The organism is Roseateles sp. FW305-36 (assembly GCF_058787015.1).
This window is the reverse complement of the sequence record NZ_JBYSZK010000004.1, coordinates 315,419-331,948: the sequence shown is the minus strand read 5'-3', so window position 1 is coordinate 331,948 and position 16,530 is coordinate 315,419. Positions and strand designations below refer to the sequence as shown.

Genomic DNA, 16,530 nt, shown 5'->3' with positions numbered 1-16,530 from the left:
GGGGTTCAGCCGTGTCGACCGTGGCGGCTCTTGGGTTTCTTGCTGTCGAATTCCGCGATCTGGGCCTTCAGCAAGGCCATCAGCACGCGGGCGTTCTGCTCCGTCATCAGGATGACGCTGCTGGGCTCGATGCCGTCGATGGGCGGCTTGGATGCGACCGTGGCGTCCACCTTGAACAGGATCTGGCCGTACTGGTTGGTCGACGCTGCTTTGAACTTCTGGATTTCGATTTGATGTGTTTTCATCGGGCTTACCGTGGGCCGGCAGGTCGCCATCTTGCCATTCCGGGCGGCGAGACTTAAGGTGGCGCATGGCAAGGCCTGCCCGATTGGAGATCGCCGGCGCCGTTTATCTGGTCGGCGCCCACTGCCCGTTCGAGAGCGGGCAGCAGGCTTTTGTCGATGACACCGACCGCGCCGAGATGCGCGCGCTGCTGGCCCAGGCCCTGCACCGCTTCGACGCCCAGGCCCTGGCCTACGCGCTGCTGCCGGATCACTACCACCTGCTGCTGTTCACCCGCCGCGCCAATCTGTCGCAGCTGATGCGGCATGTGAACGGCGTCTATACCCAACACTGCCAGCTGCGCCACGGCTTTCGCGGCCCGCTGTTCCAGGGGCGCTTCCATGCCGTCCTCGTCGACCGCGAGCGCTATCTGCTGGACGCCTGCCGCTATATCGACCTCAACCCGGTGCGCCTGGGCCTGGCCCGCGGCGCGGCGGGCTGGGCAGGCTCCAGCTTCCGCGCCCTGGCAGGCATGGAGGACGCGCCCGAATGGCTGGACGTGGACGGCCTGCATGCCCATCTGCTGGGCAAGCCGGCGACGACGCCCGCCCAGCACCGCCTGGCCGGTGAGCGCTATGCCCGGCTGGTCGCGTCCGACCCCGGCCTGCAGCTCTGGCCGGGGCGGCTGCGCGAGCAGATCTTCCTCGGCGATGCCGACTTCGCCGCCCGCATGCGGGCCGCCGCCATCGCGCCGCGGCGCGTCGCCCGCACGAGCTGGACGGAATGGATGAAGCGGGCCGGCGGCATTCGCGAGCAGGCGCTGTGGCTGGCGCATGCCGAGGGCGGCGTGGCGATGACGGATCTGGCGGGCCAGCTCGGCTTGTCCGTATCCCGGATCAGCCGCCTCATCGCAGCGGCGGAACGCGCTGTTTGATGAAACGGCGTGCGCTGCTGCTGGCGGGCTTGCCGATGCTGGCCCGGGCGGCCGACTACGCCGGCCCGCTGTTCGACGCCCATCTGCACTACAACGACGACGCCCAGGCGCCCCATCCACCGGCCGACGTGCTGGCGCGCATGAACCGCGCCGGCGTGCGCGGCGCCCTGGTCAACAGCCGGCCCAATGACGGCACGCTGCGCCTGGTGGCCGAAGCCGGGCCGCAATGGGTGCCCTTCATCCGGCTGTATCGCAACCGCGCCGACTACACCGGCTGGTTCCAGGACGACAGCATCCGCCGCATGGTGCTGGAACTGCTCGACCAGGGCAGCCCGGCCGGCCCTTTCCGCGGCCTGGGCGAGTTCCATCTTTACGACAGCGCCAACGCCGACGGCCCGACGGCCATCGCGCTGATGAAGCTGGCCCGCGAGCGCGGCCTCACCGTGCTGGCCCATGTGGACGATGTCGCCGTCGACAAGCTGCTCGGCCACGCGCCGGGCGCTTCGCTGATCTGGGCGCACAGCGGCATCTCCGGTGAACCTCTGCCGCGCGTGCGCGAATTGCTGGCCAAGCATGCTGGTCTGCGCGGCGAGCTATCCTACCGACCCGGCATCACCTTCGACGGCCGCCTCGGCGACGACTGGCGCTCTCTGTTCACCCAGCAGCCGGGCCGCTTCCTGATCGGCTCCGACACCTGGGTCACGCAGCGCTGGCAGCACTACGAGAGCCTGCTCGCCGACTACCGCGGCTGGCTGGGGCAGTTGCCGGCAGAGGTGGCGCAGCGCATCGCGTGGGGGAATGCGGCGGAACTGTTCGGCTTGCGCTGAACGATGCGTGCGGCCTCGCAAGAATTGGGGAGGCCGGGAAGCGCGCGGGTGTCCACAGTCTGTCTGCTCACTCGTGGAGACAGACATGGACATGCTGAAGCTGCTGGAGATGCCGGTCCAGGGTTGGAAGCGCCTGCAGGACTGGTTGCATGGCGCCGCCTATGAAACGGGCTCGATCCCGGTGCAAGCCGAGGACACCGTGGGCGGCGCCCTGGAAGACGCCAGCCTGCTGGTGGCCTTCGCCGCACAGAGCCGGCGCAATGTGAAAGTCGAAAAGATCAAGGCGCTGATGGACGCGGTGCAGACGCTCAAGACGGCCCGCGCCAACGGCCATGAGCCCACAGCGGCCGAGTTGACCGATTTCTGGTCGAGCTATGACAGTTTCGCGGTTGACATGGCGCCGCTCAGCGCGCATTCGATCCGCGCTTCCATGCGCCTTAACGGCCTGAGTTTCCCCAACTCGCTGTTCACGCCGACGGCCTACAACGCGACTTTTGCGGTCGGCGTCTTCCTGCTTTGCTTGGCCCTGCAGGGATTCTGGGTGGCGGGAGACGAGTTGATCAAGCGCGCGGCCCAGCTGGAGACGCAGAAGTTCGACCTGGCCCAGCGCCAGGAACGCAACGACGGTGTTCTGCGGCGCGCGCATGGCAGACAGACGGATGTCGCCCAACGCATCTGCGAGATCGCCAAGTGCGAGGAGGAATTCGCCTTGCTGCTGGAAGGGCCACCACCGCAGCGGGCGCGCCGAGTCGAGGACCAGACCCAGCTGAATGCCCTCAGGGCCGAGTTCCTGGCGCAGCGCGGCGAGTCTGCCGAGAAGAGCTTCATCAGGGACGAGCTCTATATCGAGCAGGAAAGGCTGACGCAGCAGGCCTATCCCCTCGAAAGCCTGCTGACGAAATGGCATGACCGTGCGCGCGCCGTGTGCGCCGTGCCATATATGCGCTACCTCTGCCCCGTGGACAGCCCGGAATCGGATCGGGACGAAATCAAGGGCCTGCGCGCGGAGCTGAGCAGCAAGCGTGAAGGGCTGGCAAGGCTGAGGGCGACGATGCCCGTGAGTGCCGCCCAGTCGGTCGAGACTGCGTCGCGGGCGAGCAACCTGCCGCGTCCCTCCTGGGCTTCCTCGCCGGCCGTCGGCCTGGCAAGTGAAATCAGTCGACTGGAGCGGGAAATCCGCAGCAAGGAGGCGGAGAACTTTCGCAGCATTGTGGTCGAGGTCAGGATCATTGCTGCCAATATCAGTGCCTATCTGATCGCCATGGTCATGGGCGTGTTGGGCGCCTTGACCTTCATCCTGCGCAACATGAGCGTGCAGTTGCGCGAGCACACCTATGTGCCGGTGTCCGCCAGCATCAGCATCGTGCGCGTCTGCCTGGGCGCCATCGCCGGTGTCTTCGGCAGCCTGCTGGTGCCCAGCAACGACATGGGGCTCAAGAGCCTGCCGCCGCTGTTCGTGCCCTTCATCTTCGGCTACGGCATCGAGATCTTGTTCTCGCTGCTCGACAAGGTGGTGCGGTCCTTCACCCAACCCGAGAACGGCGCGCCGCCAGTACCGCGCCCCGCCTGATGCGTGACACCTTCAGAGCTGCTTGAACCGATGGGCGTAGGCCGGCGAAACCTCCAGCGTCTCCGGCCTGTCCTTCAACGCGATGCTGAGCTTGCCGCTCAAGGACCGGCTGACCGACTTGATGGCCCGGGCATTGACGATGGTGGAGCGGTGCACCTGCCAGAAATGCTCGCCGTCCAGGCGGGCGACGAGTTCCTTCAGCGGCACTGAGATCAGCGCTTCGCTGTCGGCCGTGACGACGGCGACGTATTTGTGGTCGGCGCGGAAATAGGCGACGTCCTCGACGGTGATGAGCTGCAGCTCGCGGCCGCGCTGCACGGTGATCCAGCGCAGCGGCTCCACGGCCACCGATGGCGTCGTGCGTGCGGTCAGGCCACCGAGGTCGGCGGGCGGCAGTGCCAGCCTCTCCTTCAAACGCAGCAGGGTCTTGGCCATGCGCACCGGGTCCAGCGGCTTGAGCAGATAGCCGACGGCGCCTTCGTCGAAGGCCTGCACCGCGTAGCGCTCGTGGGCCGTGATGAAGACGACATGGGCGCGGCGGCCGATCAGCTGGGCGACTTCCAGGCCCGACAGGCCCGGCATCTGCACATCCAGGAAGCAGGCCTCGGGCGCCAGCTGCTCGACGAGGCGCAGCGCCTCGTGGCCGTCGCGTGCCATGCCGACGACCTGGGCCTCGGGCCACTGGCGGAGCAGCTCCTCGCGGATCTCGGCGGCAAGCAGGGCTTCGTCCTCGGCAATCAGGATGCGGGTCATGTCGGCTTCACGTCGGAATCGGCCAGGTCAGCTTGAACAGCGGCATATCTTCGATGAACAGGCCCAGGGAGGCCGCATCGCCGTGAACGGCCTGCAGCCGCCGGGCCAGCTCCGACAGGGGCACGCCTTCGGCGGCCCGGCGGGTCTGGATCAGATCGGGGCCGAGGGCGCGCAGCGTCAGCTCCGCCAGTCCCGCGCCGGTGTGCAGCGACAGGCTCCACAGCGTCGTGCCTTCGTCCAGCAGCGGGCGCACCAGCGGCAGCAGCACCATGGGCGCCAGCGGCCAGTCGGGTGGCTCGGCCAGGCCGGCCAGATGCAGCCTCTCGGTGTGCTGGGCGTCGGTGCTGACCAGCCGGGCATAGGCGCGCAGGGCGACGATCTCGCGCGCCAGCGTGGACACCTCGGCTTCGACGTGAGGCTGCAGGGCGCGCAGCAGCTCGATCAGGGCGGCCAGCCGGGCCTGGCCGCGGCGGGGTTCGGTGTCCAGCTCGTTGTCGATGGCGGCCAGGCGCTCGGACAGCAGGGCCGGATCGACGCGTGCCTGCAGGGCCAGCAACTGGGTGGCGGTGAGCTGGCGCTCGCGCTGCAGCGAGGCCTGCTGCAGGGCCTGCAGCCGCGCCTGAGCGCGCAGCGAAAAGCGCAGCTGCACGTAGACGGCCACGCCCAGGGCATGCCAGACGAAGGTGGTGCTGGCCAGCGCGAAGTCGTTGGCGGAGTCCCACCAGTCGACCTTGCCCAGCACCGGGTAGAGGGCCGGCGCGATGAACCAGACGCCGCCGATGACGGTGATGGGCACGACGGCCGGGTAGGCCACCCAGGCCGGCAGGCGCTGCGCGTCGACGAGGGCGTCGGCCAGCCTCAACAGCAGCACGGCCGGCACACCGAACTGCAGCACGTTGTAGGTCAGCGCATTCATCATGTCGGGCAGGGACATGGTGTTGCTCAGCGGCGTGCCGTTGGCCACCAGCGTGGCGGCGCCGACCAGCAGCATCCAGCCGAGGTCGCCGGGCCTCAGTCCCACATGCAGGCCGGGGTTCAGCGCCATGGCAGTTGAACCCGGGCGACGAGGCCGCGCGGTTGGTTCAGATGCAGGCTCAGCCGCGCCGCACTGCCGTAGGCCGAGGCCAGGCGGGCGCGCAGCGTGGCCAGGCCGGTGCCGCTGCCGCTGCTGCTGCCCATGCCGGCGCCGGTGTCGGCCACCTCCAGGCGCAGCAGGTCGGGCTCGTCGGGGTCGGGCTGGGCGCGCACGCAGATCTCGCCGCCTTCCACCTGCGGGCCGATGCCGTGCTTGATGGCGTTCTCGGCCAGGGTCAGCAGGCAGGTGGACGGCACGATGACGTCGCCCAGCCCGGGTGCGACCTCGTAGCGCAGCGTCAGCCTCTCGAGGCCGATGCGGCGTTGGTGCAGGGCCAGGAAGGCCGTCACCAGCTCGAGCTCGCGGGCCAGCGGCGTCTCGGCCTGGCGCAATTCGGGCAGGGCGGCGGCGAGGTAGCGACGCAGTTCGGCCAGCATCGAGCGCGCGGCCTGGGCGTCGGTGTGGGCGAGGCGGCGCAGATGGGCCAGGGTGTTGAACAGGAAGTGAGGCTCGACCTGGGCCTGCAGCAGGGCCGCACGGGCGGCATCGAGCTGGCGGGCCTGCTCTTCCTCGTCGCGGTGCAGGGAGTCGGCGTCGGCCTGCTGGCGCCGGCCGCGCTGGTGGTATTCCAGGGCCAGGCAGGCGCAGGCGGTGATGGTCGCCTGGACCTGCAGGCTGTAGGCGTGGAAATTGATGTTGGGCCCGCCGAAGCGACGGTGCACGATGAGGCCGACCCAGGTGGAGAGCAGGGTCAGGACGACGATCTGCGCGGCCAGGCCCCAGCGCCGCCAGCGTGGCGAGCGCGGCAGCCAGGGGTGGCTGAGGGCCGCGCCCAGCCACAGCACATAGAGCATGAAGCCGACGGCCAGCCAGGCGCGCGCGCCCGGCAGGTTGCGGGCGTGGCAGACGTTGTCCTCGCTCGCGAACTTGCAGTTGACCAGCTCCGGCAGCATCAGCCCGCCCGCCAGCGCCAGGCAGACGATGGCCGCCAGGGCCAGGGCCGGGCGGCTCAGCAGCGTGAAGCGTGGCGAGGACAGGGGCATCAGGGGGTCAGCGCGTCTCGGTGACCTGGGCGAGGTTGGCAGAGGCTGCGGGAGCCGGGGCGGCGGCCATCACGGTCATGGGGTCGACGAAGCGGATGTTAAGGACGTAGCGCTGCGGCGTGCCGCGCTGGCAGTCCAGCGAGTCCACCGCGATGCGCACCGGTGTGCGGTAGCTGCGCGTGCCGTCCAGTGCGACGATCTGGGCGCGGCCCCTGGCATCGACGTCGAAGGCGACGCGCACCTCGCCGTCGTTGCCGACGCGCTGCTTGGCGCTGGCGAGGTATTCGCTGAGTTGCTCGGCGACCTGGGGGCAGGCGGCGGGGGCCGCGAAGGCGGGGGCGGCGGCGAGCAGCAGCAGGGGGAGGATGGCTTTCATGGGATCTCCTGGGTTGGGCGTTGCTGGGCTCAAAGTTAGAGATCGGCGGGCCTCGCGTCAGCCGCCGCCGGACGAAGCGCGGGATCGGCCCGACGAAGCGCATGCCGCGGCCGACGGCAACGGCGGCCCTGTGACTTTCGGCAGGCTGGGTCGTTAGGTGACGCTAGCCCTAAGCTAGGGCCTCCTCGTGTGCTGGAGATCGCCGATGCGCTCCCTCGTCCTGACCGTCCTGCTGCTGGCCAGCTCCGCCTGGGCTGCCGACATGAGCCCGCCTGCGGAGATCAAGCCCGCCGCGGCCGATCCGCTGGCCGCGCCGCGCCGCCTCATCGCGGCCAAGGACTGGGTCGGCGCCCTGGCCGCGCTGCGGGCCCAGCCCCAGGCCGCCAGCGCCGACTGGCACAACCTGATGGGCTACACCCTGCGCAAGCAGGCCACGCCGCAGCTGGCCGAGTCCGAGGCCGAATACCTGCAGGCCCTGCGCATCGATCCCAAGCACCTTGGCGCCAACGAATACCTGGGTGAGCTCTATGTGATGAAGGGCGACCTGGCCAAGGCGCGTGAACGCCTGGCCGTGCTGGAAAGGCTCTGCCCCGGCGGCTGCGAGCAGCGCGAGGACCTGCACAAGGCCATCGCCGCGGCCGGCAAATAAGCGCCGGCGGCCTACACGGGCATGGGGCGGCTTGCCCCTAGGATGCGCGCCATGCTGAAGTTCCTCCTCCAACGTCCCTGGCTGGCCGCCCTGGTCGGCGTGCCGCTGGCCCTCGTGCTGCTGGGCGCCATCGTGGCGGCCCTGATCTGGGCCCAGCTGCCGGCCCTGGATGCGCTGACCGACTACCAGCCCCACCAGCCGCTGCGCGTGCTCAGCGAGGATGGCCAGCTGCTGGGCGAGTTCGGTGCCGAGCGGCGCCGCTTCGTGCCGCTGAAGGACATCCCCAAGCCGCTGCAGGATGCGCTGCTGGCCGTCGAGGACAGCGACTTCTACGTCCACTCCGGCATCGACTACAGCGGCATCGCCCGCGCCATGTTGCACAACCTGCTGCACCCGACGCGGCTGCAGGGCGCCTCCACCATCACCCAGCAGCTGGCCCGCAACATCTTCCTGACCAACCGCCAGACGCTGGCGCGCAAGGCCCAGGAAGGCTTGCTGGCCATCAAGATCGAGAGGAATCTGACCAAGGAGCAGATCCTCGAGATCTACATGAACCAGATCTCGCTGGGCAACAAGGCCTATGGCTTCGGGGCCGCGGCCGAGCGCTATTTCGGCAAGCCGCTGGACAAGCTCAGCGTCGGCGAGATCGCCGTCCTCGTCGGCCTGCCCAAGGACCCGAACCGCCTCAACCCCGTGCTCTACCCGGAGCGCGCCAAGCGCCGCCAGGCCGTCGTGCTGGGGCGGCTTGTCGCGGTGGGCCAGATCACCCAGGCCCAGGCCGACGCGGCGCGCGAGAAGGCGCTGGACGTGCGCCGGCCCAAGCGCCTGTCCGGCGTGGCCGACCATGCCGCCGAGCAGGTGCGCGCCGAGATGGTCACGCGCTATGGTGAGGAGGCCTACACGCGCGGCCTGACCGTCTACACGACGCTGCGTTATGCGGAGCAGGCGGCCGCTCAGGAGGCGCTGCGCCACGCCCTGTTCGAGCTGGAGCGCCGCCAGCCTTTCCGTGGCCCCGAGGCGACCGTCGAACTGCCCGAGGGCGACGAGTTCGACGAGGCGCTGGACGCCGCCTTCGATGCCCACCCGGACCTCGGCGAACTGCGCACCGCGGTGCTGCTCAAGGTCGACAAGAATGCCGCCGAGCTGGTGATGGCCGACGGCGAGAAGATCAGCTGGAAGGGCCAGGCCCTGCGTCCCATCGCCAACCTCAAGCGCGGCGCCGTGCTGCGGGTGCTGGAGTCGGGCAAGCAGTGGCAGCTCAGCCAGACGCCCCAGGCCGAGGGCGCTGTCGTCACGCTGGACCCGGCGACCGGTGCCATCCGCGCCCTGGTGGGCGGCTTCGACTTCGCACGCAATCAGTTCAACTCGGCCACCCAGGCCTGGCGCCAGCCGGGTTCGGCCTTCAAGCCCTTCATCTACTCGGCCATCATCGAGCAGGGCGCCTGGGCCGGCACCCTGGTCAGCGACCAGCAGGTCGAGGTGGGCGACTGGTCGCCGCGCAACTACGACGGCCAGTACGAAGAGGCGCTGACGCTGCGCCAGGGCCTGGCGCGCTCCAAGAACATGGTCACCATCCATCTCGTGCAGGCCCTCGGCCCGCAGCGTGCCCGCGCCTGGGCCGCGCGCTTCGGGCTGGACGAGAGCAAGCAGCCGCTGAACCTGACCATCGCCCTGGGTACGGGCTCCGTCACGCCGCTGCAGATGGCCCAGGGCTATGCCGCCTTCGCCAATGCCGGCCAGCTGCCGACGGCCTGGCTCATCGACCACATCCAGGACGCCCAGGGCCAGCTGCTGTGGAAGGCCGAGGCCCCGCGCTTCACGACCGCCGTCAGCGCGCGCAATGCCTTCATGACTTCGCAACTGCTCGCCGCCGTCGCGCGCGAGGGCACCGGCGCGCGGGCGAGCGCGCTGCTGGGGCGATGGGACCTCTACGGCAAGACGGGCACGACCAACGACGCCGTCGATGCCTGGTTCTGCGGCTTCCAGGCGACGCGCGCCGGCGCCGTCTGGATCGGCTATCCCCAGCCCCGCTCGTTGGGCGAGCGCGAGAGCGGCGGCGGCCTGGCACTGCCGGTCTGGGCCGCGACCATGGCGGTGGCCTTGAAGGGCCAGCCCAACACCCAGCTGACACCGCCGGCCGAGGGCCTGGTGCAGGAGGACGGCAACTGGTTCTATTCTGAGTTCGCCGGCGACCTGGCGATTGCCCGCATCGGCCTGCCGCCCGCCGCGCCGGCGGCGGCTTCGGAGCCGGAGACGGAGAAGCCGGCGCAGCCGCCGATCAACCAGTAGCCGCGCGGCGGTCGCTCAGGGCGCGGCCGGCGGCTCCCACAGTTCGACCTTGTTGCCGTCCGGGTCCATGACCCAGCCGAACTTGCCGAACTCGGAATCCTGCGGATCGCCGACGACGTTGCAGCCTTCTTCACGCAGGGCCGCGAGCAGGCCGTTCAGGTCGGCGACGCGGAAATTGAGCATGAAGGACGCCGTGCTGGGCGCGAAGTAGCCGGTGTCGGCCTTGAAGGGGCACCAGTTCGTCGAGCCCGCGCCGGGCTCGCCGGGCACCGCGGGCTCGAAGGTCACGCCGCCCCAGGCCTCGACGTTCAGCCCGAGGTGCTGGGCGTACCAGGCGGCCAGGGCCTTGGGGTCGCTGGATTTGAAGAAGATGCCGCCGATGCCGGTCACGCGTTTCATGGGGTCTCCTTTTGAAGTCGCGCGATCCTAGCCTTGGTAGGGCCCCTTGACTTCACCCCAACCCCACTTCGGCATGGGGGCGTCGATGTCCACCGCCACACCGGGCTGGGAGTTCAGTACGGCGAGGCGCGAGCCCCACTCGAGATAGCCGACCAGGGCCGAGCGGAACTCCGGGTCGTCGGGCATGCCGAGTTCGTCGGCGGTGTCCAGCAGCAGGGCCACCCAGGCACGGCGCTGGGCCTGGCTGAGATGGCGGTTCAGATGCTGGCGCACCATGTGCGGATGGCCGCCGTGCGCGGCGGAATAGGTCGCCGGCCCGCCCAGCACTTCGGCCAGGAAGGCGGCGACGTGGGCCGGATGCTCGCCGTGCATGTGGGCGAAGACGGGTGCCAGCAGGGCGTCGTCCTTGACGCGCTGGTAGAAGCGCTCGGTCAGTCGCTGCAGGGCGGGCAGGCCGCCCAGCCAGTCGTAGAGGGTCGGGACTGGGGGCTCGCTCATGATGACGAAGAAAGTGCGGAGGCGCCGGACATGGGGCCGCCGGCGGTCTTCGCAAGGCGGTGTTTGCCCGCGATCAACCACAGCGACAGCGCCAGCTCGCCGACGAAGGAGGGCAGCAGGATGGCCGGGAACAGCAACGCCGCGAAGGCCGGTGCCAGCAGCAGCGCGAAGCTGTTGACCAGGTAGCAGACGCCGGCCAGGGCGATCAGCCAGCCGAACACGCGCGGCAGGGCGCCGCTGCGGGCGATCAGCCAGCCGCGCAGCACGCAGGCGAAGCCGAAGAAGATCAGGCCGATGCCGAAGCCCTGGCCATGCAGGTGCACGGCCAACAGCGCGAGCGCGTCGCGCTGCCCCGGCAGGAAGGCCGCGGCCATGGAGGGGCTGGTCAGCACGTCCAGGGCGGCCAGGGCCTGCACGCGGTTGGCCACCAGCACGCAGGTCTGCACGAGGTTGAGGCCGGTGGCCGTCAGCGCCAGCGGCTCGTTCACCGGCTTCAGCAAGCGCCACATCATGACGATGATGGGCAGGTCCAGCACCTGCATCAGCAGGTCGGCGACGAGGCCGCTGCGCCACAGCAGCGGGTGGGCGGCAATGCCCTGCGCCGTCGCGGCAGCGTCGCCGGCGACGACGAGGCTGCTCCGCACCCAGGCCTCGCTGTACAGGCCCAGGGCAATGATGGCGAGGTAGCAGAGCCCGGAGATGCGCAGCTCGCGCGAGGTGACGGCGCCGCTCATGCCGGCCTCGCGGCATGCCAGGCGCGACGGGCGACGCCGCGTATCGCCCAGGACAGCCCGGCGATGACGCCGCCAACCACGGTGGGCAGCATGGCGCCGAAGGTCCAGCTCATGCCAAGCACGAAGCCCAGCAGGCTCTCGGGCCGGCTGGCCGGCAGCAGCAGGGCGAGCAGCAGCAGGCTGAAGAAGACGGCTTCGGTCAGCGCTGGCAGGTTCAGTTGGAAAGTCAGCGACAGCGCGGCGCCCAGTAGCAAGGGCAGGGCGAAGGCTATCGCCACCGGCAGCCACTCGCGCCGTGGTGCCGATGCCGCGGGCAGGCGGCCGGCCGCCCAGGCGGCGAGGGCAGGCAGCAGCAGCAGGCCCCAGGCGTTGGACAGGCCGGGCAGGTCGGGGCGCTGCAGCAGATGGTGGGTGGCGATGCCGCCGTGCCAGGCCTCCCAGCCCAGGTGCAAGGCCTCGGACATCAGGGCCAGGGCGGCGAGGATCAGACGCCGCGAGGCAGGGGTTGTTCTAGGCATGGTGGCGGAGTGTGACGGAACCGCGGCGCAGCTTGCCGCCGCGTGGGCCGGCAGGCGACGCGACTGCGACCAGCGGCGCCGGCGGTGCGACCAGCCGCAGCGGCGGCCGACAGCCGGTGTGGCGTTTAACGGAAGCAACGCCGGGTAACAGCTAGCCCGCGAGCCCGGCCCTAGAGTTGCGACATCCGCCACCACCAGGGTCCCTGCCCATGCGCCATCGCCTTCTGACCGTCTCCGCTCCGACCATGCTGGCCTTGCTGCTCGTCGGCTGCGCCACGGTACGCGATGGGCAGCCGGTGCGTGGGCGTGACGGGCGCAATGCGCACATGGTCCAGGCGCCGTCGGTGGCCGGCGTGGCCGAGGAGAGCTTCGGCAAGCCGGCCTGGGCGCGCAAGGGCGATTTCTCGCTGAACGGCCAGCGCGTGCGCTACGAGCGCGGTGCCGAGCGGCTGGCGCTGTTTGAACCCCTGCCGGCCCATCTGCGCACGCCGCTGAACTTCAGCTGGCAGGGCCCGGCGGGTGAAAGCTCGACGGTCTGCGAGGCCTGGGCGCAGGAGAGCAGCGCCAACGGCCGCCTGACCGACAGCAAGCCCTGGGTCTTGAGCTGCAAATGGGGCAGTGCGCCGGCCGCCATGCTGCAGATCGGCGAGGGCCAGATGCGCCGCGGCAAGCTCAGCCGCGAGGGCGCCTACCGGCGCGGCGAGCTGACGGTGGGCCTGCGCTCCGTCCATCTGCTCGAGGGCAATGCGCAACCGCAGACCGCGGCGGTGGGCTACGAGATGCTGTACCAGGGCACGGTCGTCGGCAGCCTGGACCTCAGTGGCGGTCAGCCGCGCCTGCGCCGCCCCGACCCGGCCACGCCGCTGGGCCGCGCCGTCACCGAAGCGGCCCTGGCCCTGGCCCTGGTGTCGGAACCGGGCTGACGGGTTTCAGCGCCGGGCGCGCCGCGCCGTCGACAGCGCGAGGAAGCCGGCCAGCACCAGGGGCAGGCTGCCCGGCAGGGGCAGCCTCTGCTGGACGATGAAGCCGTTGAACCACATCGTGTTGATGGAGTCGGTCAGCACGAAGTTGATCTCGGCGCCGAGGGTCTGGCCGGGGCTGAAGCTGCCGAGGGCAAAGGCAGCGAGGCTGTCGCCGGCATCGATGCCGAAGACCGGGTTCAGCGCCGCGACGCTGATGTCGGTGTCGGTCAGCTTGATGAAGCGGTCCTCGTTGTCGGCTTCGGCCGCCAGATTGCCCTGGCGGAACAGGCCTGCGGCGTTGTCCCACTGCATGGCGTTGGCGTCCACCGGCTGGCCGTTGATCCATTGATTGGTGGCGATGAAGAACAGCGGGCCGGTGGCGAAGGCGTTGTTGTTGGTCCAGTCCAGCGGCGTGACCCAGCGTGAGGTGCCGTTGCCGAGATTGGTGATGAAGGGGCCGCCGGTCTGGTGGGTGCCGATGGCGCCGATGACCTCGTAGGGCGCAGCCAGCGCCAGGGTGGGGGCAAGCAGCAGCGCAGCGAGCCAGACCCGTGCGCGAAGGAGGAGGGACGTCATGGCGTTTCCTTTCTAAGAGGGCTTGCGGACCGTGCGCCCTTCCTGCGCCCGGGTCAATCGGCGCCTCCGCCGCTTTCGGGGGGAGAGGCGGCTGCAGATTGGGGATCAGCTCGCCATGCCTGGCAGTTGGCAGGCTGCCCGTCCTTCGTCAGGCGCGGCGTCATGCGCAGGCACTACGCCCGGTCCTGGCTCAGTTTCAGCATCGGCGCGCGGCGGCGCAGGGGCTGGGCCTTGACGATGCTGGAACTGGTCTGGGCGCAGTCCGCCAGCCGATCCAGGGCCTGGTCGAGATGCTCGATGGAGCGCAGGGCCAGGCGCAGCACGAAGCAGTCGTCGCCGGTGACCTTGTCGCATTCCAGCGCTTCGGGCATGTCCTCGATGCGCTGCTGCACCTGGGCCAATGCGCCGGGCATGGGGCGTACGCGCACGATGGCCTGCAGCGTGAAGCCCAGGGCCAGCGGATCGATGTCGATGGTGAAGGCGCGGATGACGCCACGCTCGCGCAGCCGCGCCAGCCGCTCGGACGTGGCGGGCGGCGACAGGCCAATCGCTTCGGCCAGGTCCTTCAGCGGGGCGCGGGCGTCGGTGGCCAAGGCGGCCAGCAGCAGGCGGTCGGTGTCGTCGATCATGATGAGGCTGTAGTGATAAATCGCCGTCGCTGATTCTGCAGACTCGTCGTGTGACCGTCTTTATTGCATGTATTGATGGAGAACGCCTTGAAACAATGGCGCCGTCGTCATTGCAAGGAAGTCCTGTGTCCCCCACCACCCGCGGCGCCCTCGAGATGGGCAGCGCGATGAGCCTGCTGGGCTCCATCGGCTATTTCGTGCTGCTGTCCGGCCTGGCGCCGCTGGACGTCGTGTTCTGGCGCTGCGGCTTCGGTCTGTTGACCCTGGCCCTGATCTGCACGGCCCTGGGTCTGTGGCGCCGGCCCAGTGCGCGCGAACTGGGGCTGGCGGTGCTGGGCGGCGTGGCCATCGTGCTCAATTGGGTGCTGCTGTTCGGTGCCTATGGCCGGGCTTCAGTGGCCGTGGCCACGGCGGTCTACAACCTGCAGCCCTTCTTGCTGATGGGCTTGGGCGTGGTGTGCTTCGGCGAGCGCCTGAGCCTCGCGCGGCTGGCCTGGGTGGGCCTGGCCTTCTCGGGCATGTTGCTCATTGTTCAAGCCAAGCCCCATGCCGGCTATGTCGGTGGCGACTTCGGCCTGGGCGTGGCCATGGCCCTGGGCGCGGCTGCGCTGTGGGCCGTGGCGGCTGTCGTCACCAAGCGCCTCGCCAGCATGCCGGCGCCGCTGATCGCTTTGATCCAGGTGGCCGTGGGCCTGGTGATGCTGGCGCCCTTCGCCGACTTCGGCCAACTGCCGCGGACTGCGCTTGGCTGGATGCCGCTGGTGGTGCTGGGCGCCGTTCATACGGGCCTGATGTATGCGCTGATGTATGCCGGCGTGCAGCGCCTGCCGACGGCGCTGCAGGGTGGGCTGTCCTTCCTCTACCCCGTGGTGGCCATCCTCGTCGACTGGCTGGCCCTGGGGCATGAATTGGCGGCGCTGCAGTGGCTGGGCGCGGCAGCCATCCTGCTGGGGGCGGGCGGGTTGCTCAGGGCTTCTCGGCCAGCGCCTTCAGGTTCGCCAGTCCCGCATCGAAGTCCGGCCCGACCATCTTGTCCATGAACAGAGCCATCCAGCGGTTGATGGGGTTGGCACCCATGTCGCCGTCCATGGACCAGGTCACCTGGGTGGCGCCGCCATTGGCGTCGAGGCGGAAGTCGCCCGTCGAGGTGGTGTTGAAGTCGGGGAAGTAGAGCTCGTAGGCCAGGCGCTTGGGCGCTTCGGCCGTCGTGAAGGTCATGCGGCCGTCGCCCTGGCTCTTGCTCTTCCAGGCCCAGACGGCGCCGGGCCCGGAGGCCGGGCCGCTGTAGTCGATGGCCATGGCGGGGTCGCGCTGGTTCCAGGCGCTCCACTGCTTCCAGCCGCGCGGGTCGGCGACGAGGGCGTAGATCTTCTCCGGTGCGGCATTGATGGTCGTCGTGCGCGTGACCGTGTACTTGGGCGACAGCAGCATGCCGCCCACGCCGATGAACAATGCCAGCGCGACGACCACCATCAGCAGGACCTTGAGCGCTTTCATCGGGAGTCTCCCGGAGATTGAGATGGGCGGACTGTGGGCGCCTCGCGCCAGCCACACAATCCGCACAACTTCGGACGCATCCTCATGACTATTGACGCCACCCTTTACGCCGACCAGGGCTATCTCGTCATCCCCGGCTTCAAGACGGCCGCCGACATCGCCGCGCTGCGCCAGCGCGCCCTGGACCTCGTCGACGCCTTCGACCCCGGCGAGCAGCGGCCCGTCTTCACGACCGAGGAGCAGCAGCGCCATGTCGACGACTACTTCATCGACAGCGGCGACCAGATGCGCTGCTTCTTCGAGGAGGAGGCCTTCGACGCGCAGGGCAAGCTGCGCGTGCCCAAGGAACTGGCCATCAACAAGATCGGCCATGCCATGCATGACCTCGATCCCGTCTTCAGCGCCTTTTCCAAGGGCGAGGCCCTGCGCGGCGTGGCCGCCGAACTCGGCCTGGCCAGGCCCCAGGTCTGGCAATCGATGTTCATCTTCAAGCAGCCTGGCATCGGTGGCGAGGTGCGCTGGCACCAGGACGCCAGCTTCTTCGAGAGTGACCCCATCACGGTGACGACCTTCTGGTTCGCGCTGGAAGACGCGACGCTGCAGAACGGCTGCCTGTGGACGGAGCCGGGCGGCCACAAGGGCCAGCGCGGCGTGCTGCGCGAGCGCTTTGTGCGCGAAGGCCGCAGGGCCTGGATGGAGCAGGTCGACGCGACGCCTTGGCCGGCGGCGGATTCCAGGCAGGCCATCCCGCTGGAAGTCGAGGCCGGTTCCCTCGTCGTCTTCCACGGCCTGCTGCCGCATTACTCGGCGGCCAATCGCTCGGCCAGGTCGCGCCATGCCTACACCCTGCACGTGACCGACGGCGCCAGCCGCTATTCGCCACGCAATTGGCTACAGCGTGACGAGACCTTGCCGGTACGCGGTTTCTGACACGGCAAGCCGACGGCTCTCACAAATCCATACATCCCCCGCCCGCTGT

20 protein-coding genes are annotated in these 16,530 nt (G+C 69.6%); 8 read left to right on the top strand and 12 right to left on the bottom strand.

All coding sequences use genetic code 11. From position 1 onward, the window contains the following. Nucleotides 1-5: 5 nt before the first annotated feature. Nucleotides 6-245: a hypothetical protein gene (locus AC3WOE_RS10155; RefSeq protein WP_492690185.1), complete on the bottom strand. Its 240-nt coding sequence runs from the start codon at nt 243-245 to the stop codon at nt 6-8. Nucleotides 246-310: 65 nt separating this feature from the next. Here AC3WOE_RS10155 and AC3WOE_RS10150 point away from each other — a divergent pair, with 65 nt between their 5' ends. The 3 genes from AC3WOE_RS10150 to AC3WOE_RS10140 all read left to right on the top strand — a co-directional run bounded on the left by AC3WOE_RS10150 (nt 311) and on the right by AC3WOE_RS10140 (nt 3,553). Then, a complete protein-coding gene (locus AC3WOE_RS10150; protein WP_492690184.1) occupies nt 311-1,156 on the top strand; it encodes a transposase in 846 nt (281 codons plus the stop codon). Further along, nucleotides 1,156-1,983, top strand: a complete 828-nt coding sequence (locus AC3WOE_RS10145) for an amidohydrolase family protein (RefSeq protein ID WP_492690183.1) — start codon at nt 1,156-1,158, stop codon at nt 1,981-1,983. The genes AC3WOE_RS10150 and AC3WOE_RS10145 overlap by 1 nt, the downstream gene beginning before the upstream one ends. An 85-nt stretch (nt 1,984-2,068) precedes the next feature. Further along, the gene (locus AC3WOE_RS10140; RefSeq protein ID WP_492690181.1) at nt 2,069-3,553 is read left to right on the top strand and encodes a hypothetical protein; all 1,485 of its coding nucleotides are present in this window, start codon (nt 2,069-2,071) and stop codon (nt 3,551-3,553) included. Nucleotides 3,554-3,565: 12 nt separating this feature from the next. Here AC3WOE_RS10140 and AC3WOE_RS10135 read toward each other — a convergent pair whose 3' ends face one another. Genes AC3WOE_RS10135 through AC3WOE_RS10120 form a run of 4 tightly spaced genes read right to left on the bottom strand, consistent with a single transcriptional unit; the run spans nt 3,566 to nt 6,800 of the window. Continuing rightward, nucleotides 3,566-4,306, bottom strand: coding sequence for a LytR/AlgR family response regulator transcription factor (locus AC3WOE_RS10135; RefSeq protein WP_492690179.1), 741 nt, complete (start codon nt 4,304-4,306; stop codon nt 3,566-3,568). Nucleotides 4,307-4,313: 7 nt separating this feature from the next. Beyond that, nucleotides 4,314-5,351 (bottom strand): LytS family sensor histidine kinase, encoded by a 1,038-nt coding sequence (locus AC3WOE_RS10130; RefSeq protein ID WP_492690178.1) that lies wholly within the window; start codon nt 5,349-5,351, stop codon nt 4,314-4,316. Beyond that, nucleotides 5,342-6,424 (bottom strand): sensor histidine kinase, encoded by a 1,083-nt coding sequence (locus tag AC3WOE_RS10125; RefSeq protein ID WP_492690177.1) that lies wholly within the window; start codon nt 6,422-6,424, stop codon nt 5,342-5,344. Before AC3WOE_RS10125 ends, AC3WOE_RS10130 begins: the two co-directional genes overlap by 10 nt. 7 nt (nt 6,425-6,431) lie before the next feature. Next, nucleotides 6,432-6,800 carry a hypothetical protein gene (locus AC3WOE_RS10120; protein WP_492690176.1) on the bottom strand — a complete coding sequence of 123 codons (369 nt, stop codon included), beginning with the start codon at nt 6,798-6,800 and terminating at the stop codon, nt 6,432-6,434. Nucleotides 6,801-7,005: 205 nt separating this feature from the next. Here AC3WOE_RS10120 and AC3WOE_RS10115 point away from each other — a divergent pair, with 205 nt between their 5' ends. Together AC3WOE_RS10115 and AC3WOE_RS10110 are read left to right on the top strand one after the other, a co-directional pair. Further along, nucleotides 7,006-7,449 carry a tetratricopeptide repeat protein gene (locus tag AC3WOE_RS10115; protein WP_492690175.1) on the top strand — a complete coding sequence of 148 codons (444 nt, stop codon included), beginning with the start codon at nt 7,006-7,008 and terminating at the stop codon, nt 7,447-7,449. A 51-nt stretch (nt 7,450-7,500) separates the two neighbouring features. Beyond that, nucleotides 7,501-9,738 carry a penicillin-binding protein 1A gene (locus tag AC3WOE_RS10110; RefSeq protein ID WP_492690173.1) on the top strand — a complete coding sequence of 746 codons (2,238 nt, stop codon included), beginning with the start codon at nt 7,501-7,503 and terminating at the stop codon, nt 9,736-9,738. A 15-nt stretch (nt 9,739-9,753) separates the two neighbouring features. Here the strand turns inward: AC3WOE_RS10110 and AC3WOE_RS10105 are convergent, their stop codons facing one another. Genes AC3WOE_RS10105 through AC3WOE_RS10090 form a run of 4 tightly spaced genes read right to left on the bottom strand, consistent with a single transcriptional unit; the run spans nt 9,754 to nt 11,887 of the window. Further along, nucleotides 9,754-10,137, bottom strand: coding sequence for a VOC family protein (locus tag AC3WOE_RS10105; RefSeq protein WP_492690171.1), 384 nt, complete (start codon nt 10,135-10,137; stop codon nt 9,754-9,756). 27 nt (nt 10,138-10,164) lie between these two features. Next, a complete protein-coding gene (locus AC3WOE_RS10100) occupies nt 10,165-10,635 on the bottom strand; it encodes a group II truncated hemoglobin (RefSeq protein WP_492690169.1) in 471 nt (156 codons plus the stop codon). Beyond that, entirely contained in the window at nt 10,632-11,369 is a 738-nt protein-coding gene (locus AC3WOE_RS10095) for a DUF4386 domain-containing protein (RefSeq protein ID WP_492690167.1), read from the bottom strand. Before AC3WOE_RS10095 ends, AC3WOE_RS10100 begins: the two co-directional genes overlap by 4 nt. After that, nucleotides 11,366-11,887, bottom strand: coding sequence for a hypothetical protein (locus tag AC3WOE_RS10090; protein WP_492690165.1), 522 nt, complete (start codon nt 11,885-11,887; stop codon nt 11,366-11,368). The genes AC3WOE_RS10095 and AC3WOE_RS10090 overlap by 4 nt, the downstream gene beginning before the upstream one ends. A gap of 209 nt (nt 11,888-12,096) precedes the next feature. On the opposite strand from AC3WOE_RS10090, the gene AC3WOE_RS10085 reads away from it, so the two are divergent. Next, nucleotides 12,097-12,810 (top strand): hypothetical protein, encoded by a 714-nt coding sequence (locus AC3WOE_RS10085; protein ID WP_492690163.1) that lies wholly within the window; start codon nt 12,097-12,099, stop codon nt 12,808-12,810. Nucleotides 12,811-12,816: 6 nt separating this feature from the next. Here AC3WOE_RS10085 and AC3WOE_RS10080 read toward each other — a convergent pair whose 3' ends face one another. After that, nucleotides 12,817-13,425 (bottom strand): hypothetical protein, encoded by a 609-nt coding sequence (locus AC3WOE_RS10080; RefSeq protein WP_492690161.1) that lies wholly within the window; start codon nt 13,423-13,425, stop codon nt 12,817-12,819. A 173-nt stretch (nt 13,426-13,598) separates the two neighbouring features. Then, on the bottom strand, nt 13,599-14,054 hold the full coding sequence (locus tag AC3WOE_RS10075; RefSeq protein WP_492690159.1) for an Lrp/AsnC family transcriptional regulator: 456 nt from the start codon (nt 14,052-14,054) through the stop codon (nt 13,599-13,601). A 125-nt stretch (nt 14,055-14,179) separates the two neighbouring features. Between AC3WOE_RS10075 and AC3WOE_RS10070 the strand changes: the two genes are divergently transcribed. Then, entirely contained in the window at nt 14,180-15,094 is a 915-nt protein-coding gene (locus AC3WOE_RS10070) for a DMT family transporter (protein WP_492690157.1), read from the top strand. Here AC3WOE_RS10070 and AC3WOE_RS10065 read toward each other — a convergent pair. Beyond that, on the bottom strand, nt 15,021-15,551 hold the full coding sequence (locus tag AC3WOE_RS10065) for an SRPBCC family protein (protein ID WP_492690155.1): 531 nt from the start codon (nt 15,549-15,551) through the stop codon (nt 15,021-15,023). The two genes, AC3WOE_RS10070 and AC3WOE_RS10065, sit on opposite strands and share 74 nt — an antisense overlap. An 84-nt stretch (nt 15,552-15,635) precedes the next feature. Here AC3WOE_RS10065 and AC3WOE_RS10060 point away from each other — a divergent pair, with 84 nt between their 5' ends. Beyond that, nucleotides 15,636-16,481, top strand: coding sequence for a phytanoyl-CoA dioxygenase family protein (locus tag AC3WOE_RS10060; protein ID WP_492690153.1), 846 nt, complete (start codon nt 15,636-15,638; stop codon nt 16,479-16,481). Nucleotides 16,482-16,530 lie beyond the last annotated feature (49 nt).

What these genes read in the sequence shown, in the direction of transcription:
- AC3WOE_RS10105 (WP_492690171.1), bottom strand. Translation starts at nt 10,137, where the DNA reads ATGAAACGCGTGACCGGCATCGGCGGCATCTTCTTCAAATCCAGCGAC.
- AC3WOE_RS10110 (WP_492690173.1), top strand. Translation starts at nt 7,501, where the DNA reads ATGCTGAAGTTCCTCCTCCAACGTCCCTGGCTGGCCGCCCTGGTCGGC.
- AC3WOE_RS10140 (WP_492690181.1), top strand. Translation starts at nt 2,069, where the DNA reads ATGGACATGCTGAAGCTGCTGGAGATGCCGGTCCAGGGTTGGAAGCGC.
- AC3WOE_RS10075 (WP_492690159.1), bottom strand. Translation starts at nt 14,054, where the DNA reads ATGATCGACGACACCGACCGCCTGCTGCTGGCCGCCTTGGCCACCGAC.
- AC3WOE_RS10080 (WP_492690161.1), bottom strand. Translation starts at nt 13,425, where the DNA reads ATGACGTCCCTCCTCCTTCGCGCACGGGTCTGGCTCGCTGCGCTGCTG.
- AC3WOE_RS10125 (WP_492690177.1), bottom strand. Translation starts at nt 6,424, where the DNA reads ATGCCCCTGTCCTCGCCACGCTTCACGCTGCTGAGCCGCCCGGCCCTG.
- AC3WOE_RS10060 (WP_492690153.1), top strand. Translation starts at nt 15,636, where the DNA reads ATGACTATTGACGCCACCCTTTACGCCGACCAGGGCTATCTCGTCATC.
- AC3WOE_RS10130 (WP_492690178.1), bottom strand. Translation starts at nt 5,351, where the DNA reads ATGGCGCTGAACCCCGGCCTGCATGTGGGACTGAGGCCCGGCGACCTC.
- AC3WOE_RS10100 (WP_492690169.1), bottom strand. Translation starts at nt 10,635, where the DNA reads ATGAGCGAGCCCCCAGTCCCGACCCTCTACGACTGGCTGGGCGGCCTG.
- AC3WOE_RS10145 (WP_492690183.1), top strand. Translation starts at nt 1,156, where the DNA reads ATGAAACGGCGTGCGCTGCTGCTGGCGGGCTTGCCGATGCTGGCCCGG.
- AC3WOE_RS10090 (WP_492690165.1), bottom strand. Translation starts at nt 11,887, where the DNA reads ATGCCTAGAACAACCCCTGCCTCGCGGCGTCTGATCCTCGCCGCCCTG.
- AC3WOE_RS10120 (WP_492690176.1), bottom strand. Translation starts at nt 6,800, where the DNA reads ATGAAAGCCATCCTCCCCCTGCTGCTGCTCGCCGCCGCCCCCGCCTTC.
- AC3WOE_RS10095 (WP_492690167.1), bottom strand. Translation starts at nt 11,369, where the DNA reads ATGAGCGGCGCCGTCACCTCGCGCGAGCTGCGCATCTCCGGGCTCTGC.
- AC3WOE_RS10150 (WP_492690184.1), top strand. Translation starts at nt 311, where the DNA reads ATGGCAAGGCCTGCCCGATTGGAGATCGCCGGCGCCGTTTATCTGGTC.
- AC3WOE_RS10065 (WP_492690155.1), bottom strand. Translation starts at nt 15,551, where the DNA reads ATGAAAGCGCTCAAGGTCCTGCTGATGGTGGTCGTCGCGCTGGCATTG.
- AC3WOE_RS10155 (WP_492690185.1), bottom strand. Translation starts at nt 245, where the DNA reads ATGAAAACACATCAAATCGAAATCCAGAAGTTCAAAGCAGCGTCGACC.
- AC3WOE_RS10085 (WP_492690163.1), top strand. Translation starts at nt 12,097, where the DNA reads ATGCGCCATCGCCTTCTGACCGTCTCCGCTCCGACCATGCTGGCCTTG.
- AC3WOE_RS10115 (WP_492690175.1), top strand. Translation starts at nt 7,006, where the DNA reads ATGCGCTCCCTCGTCCTGACCGTCCTGCTGCTGGCCAGCTCCGCCTGG.
- AC3WOE_RS10135 (WP_492690179.1), bottom strand. Translation starts at nt 4,306, where the DNA reads ATGACCCGCATCCTGATTGCCGAGGACGAAGCCCTGCTTGCCGCCGAG.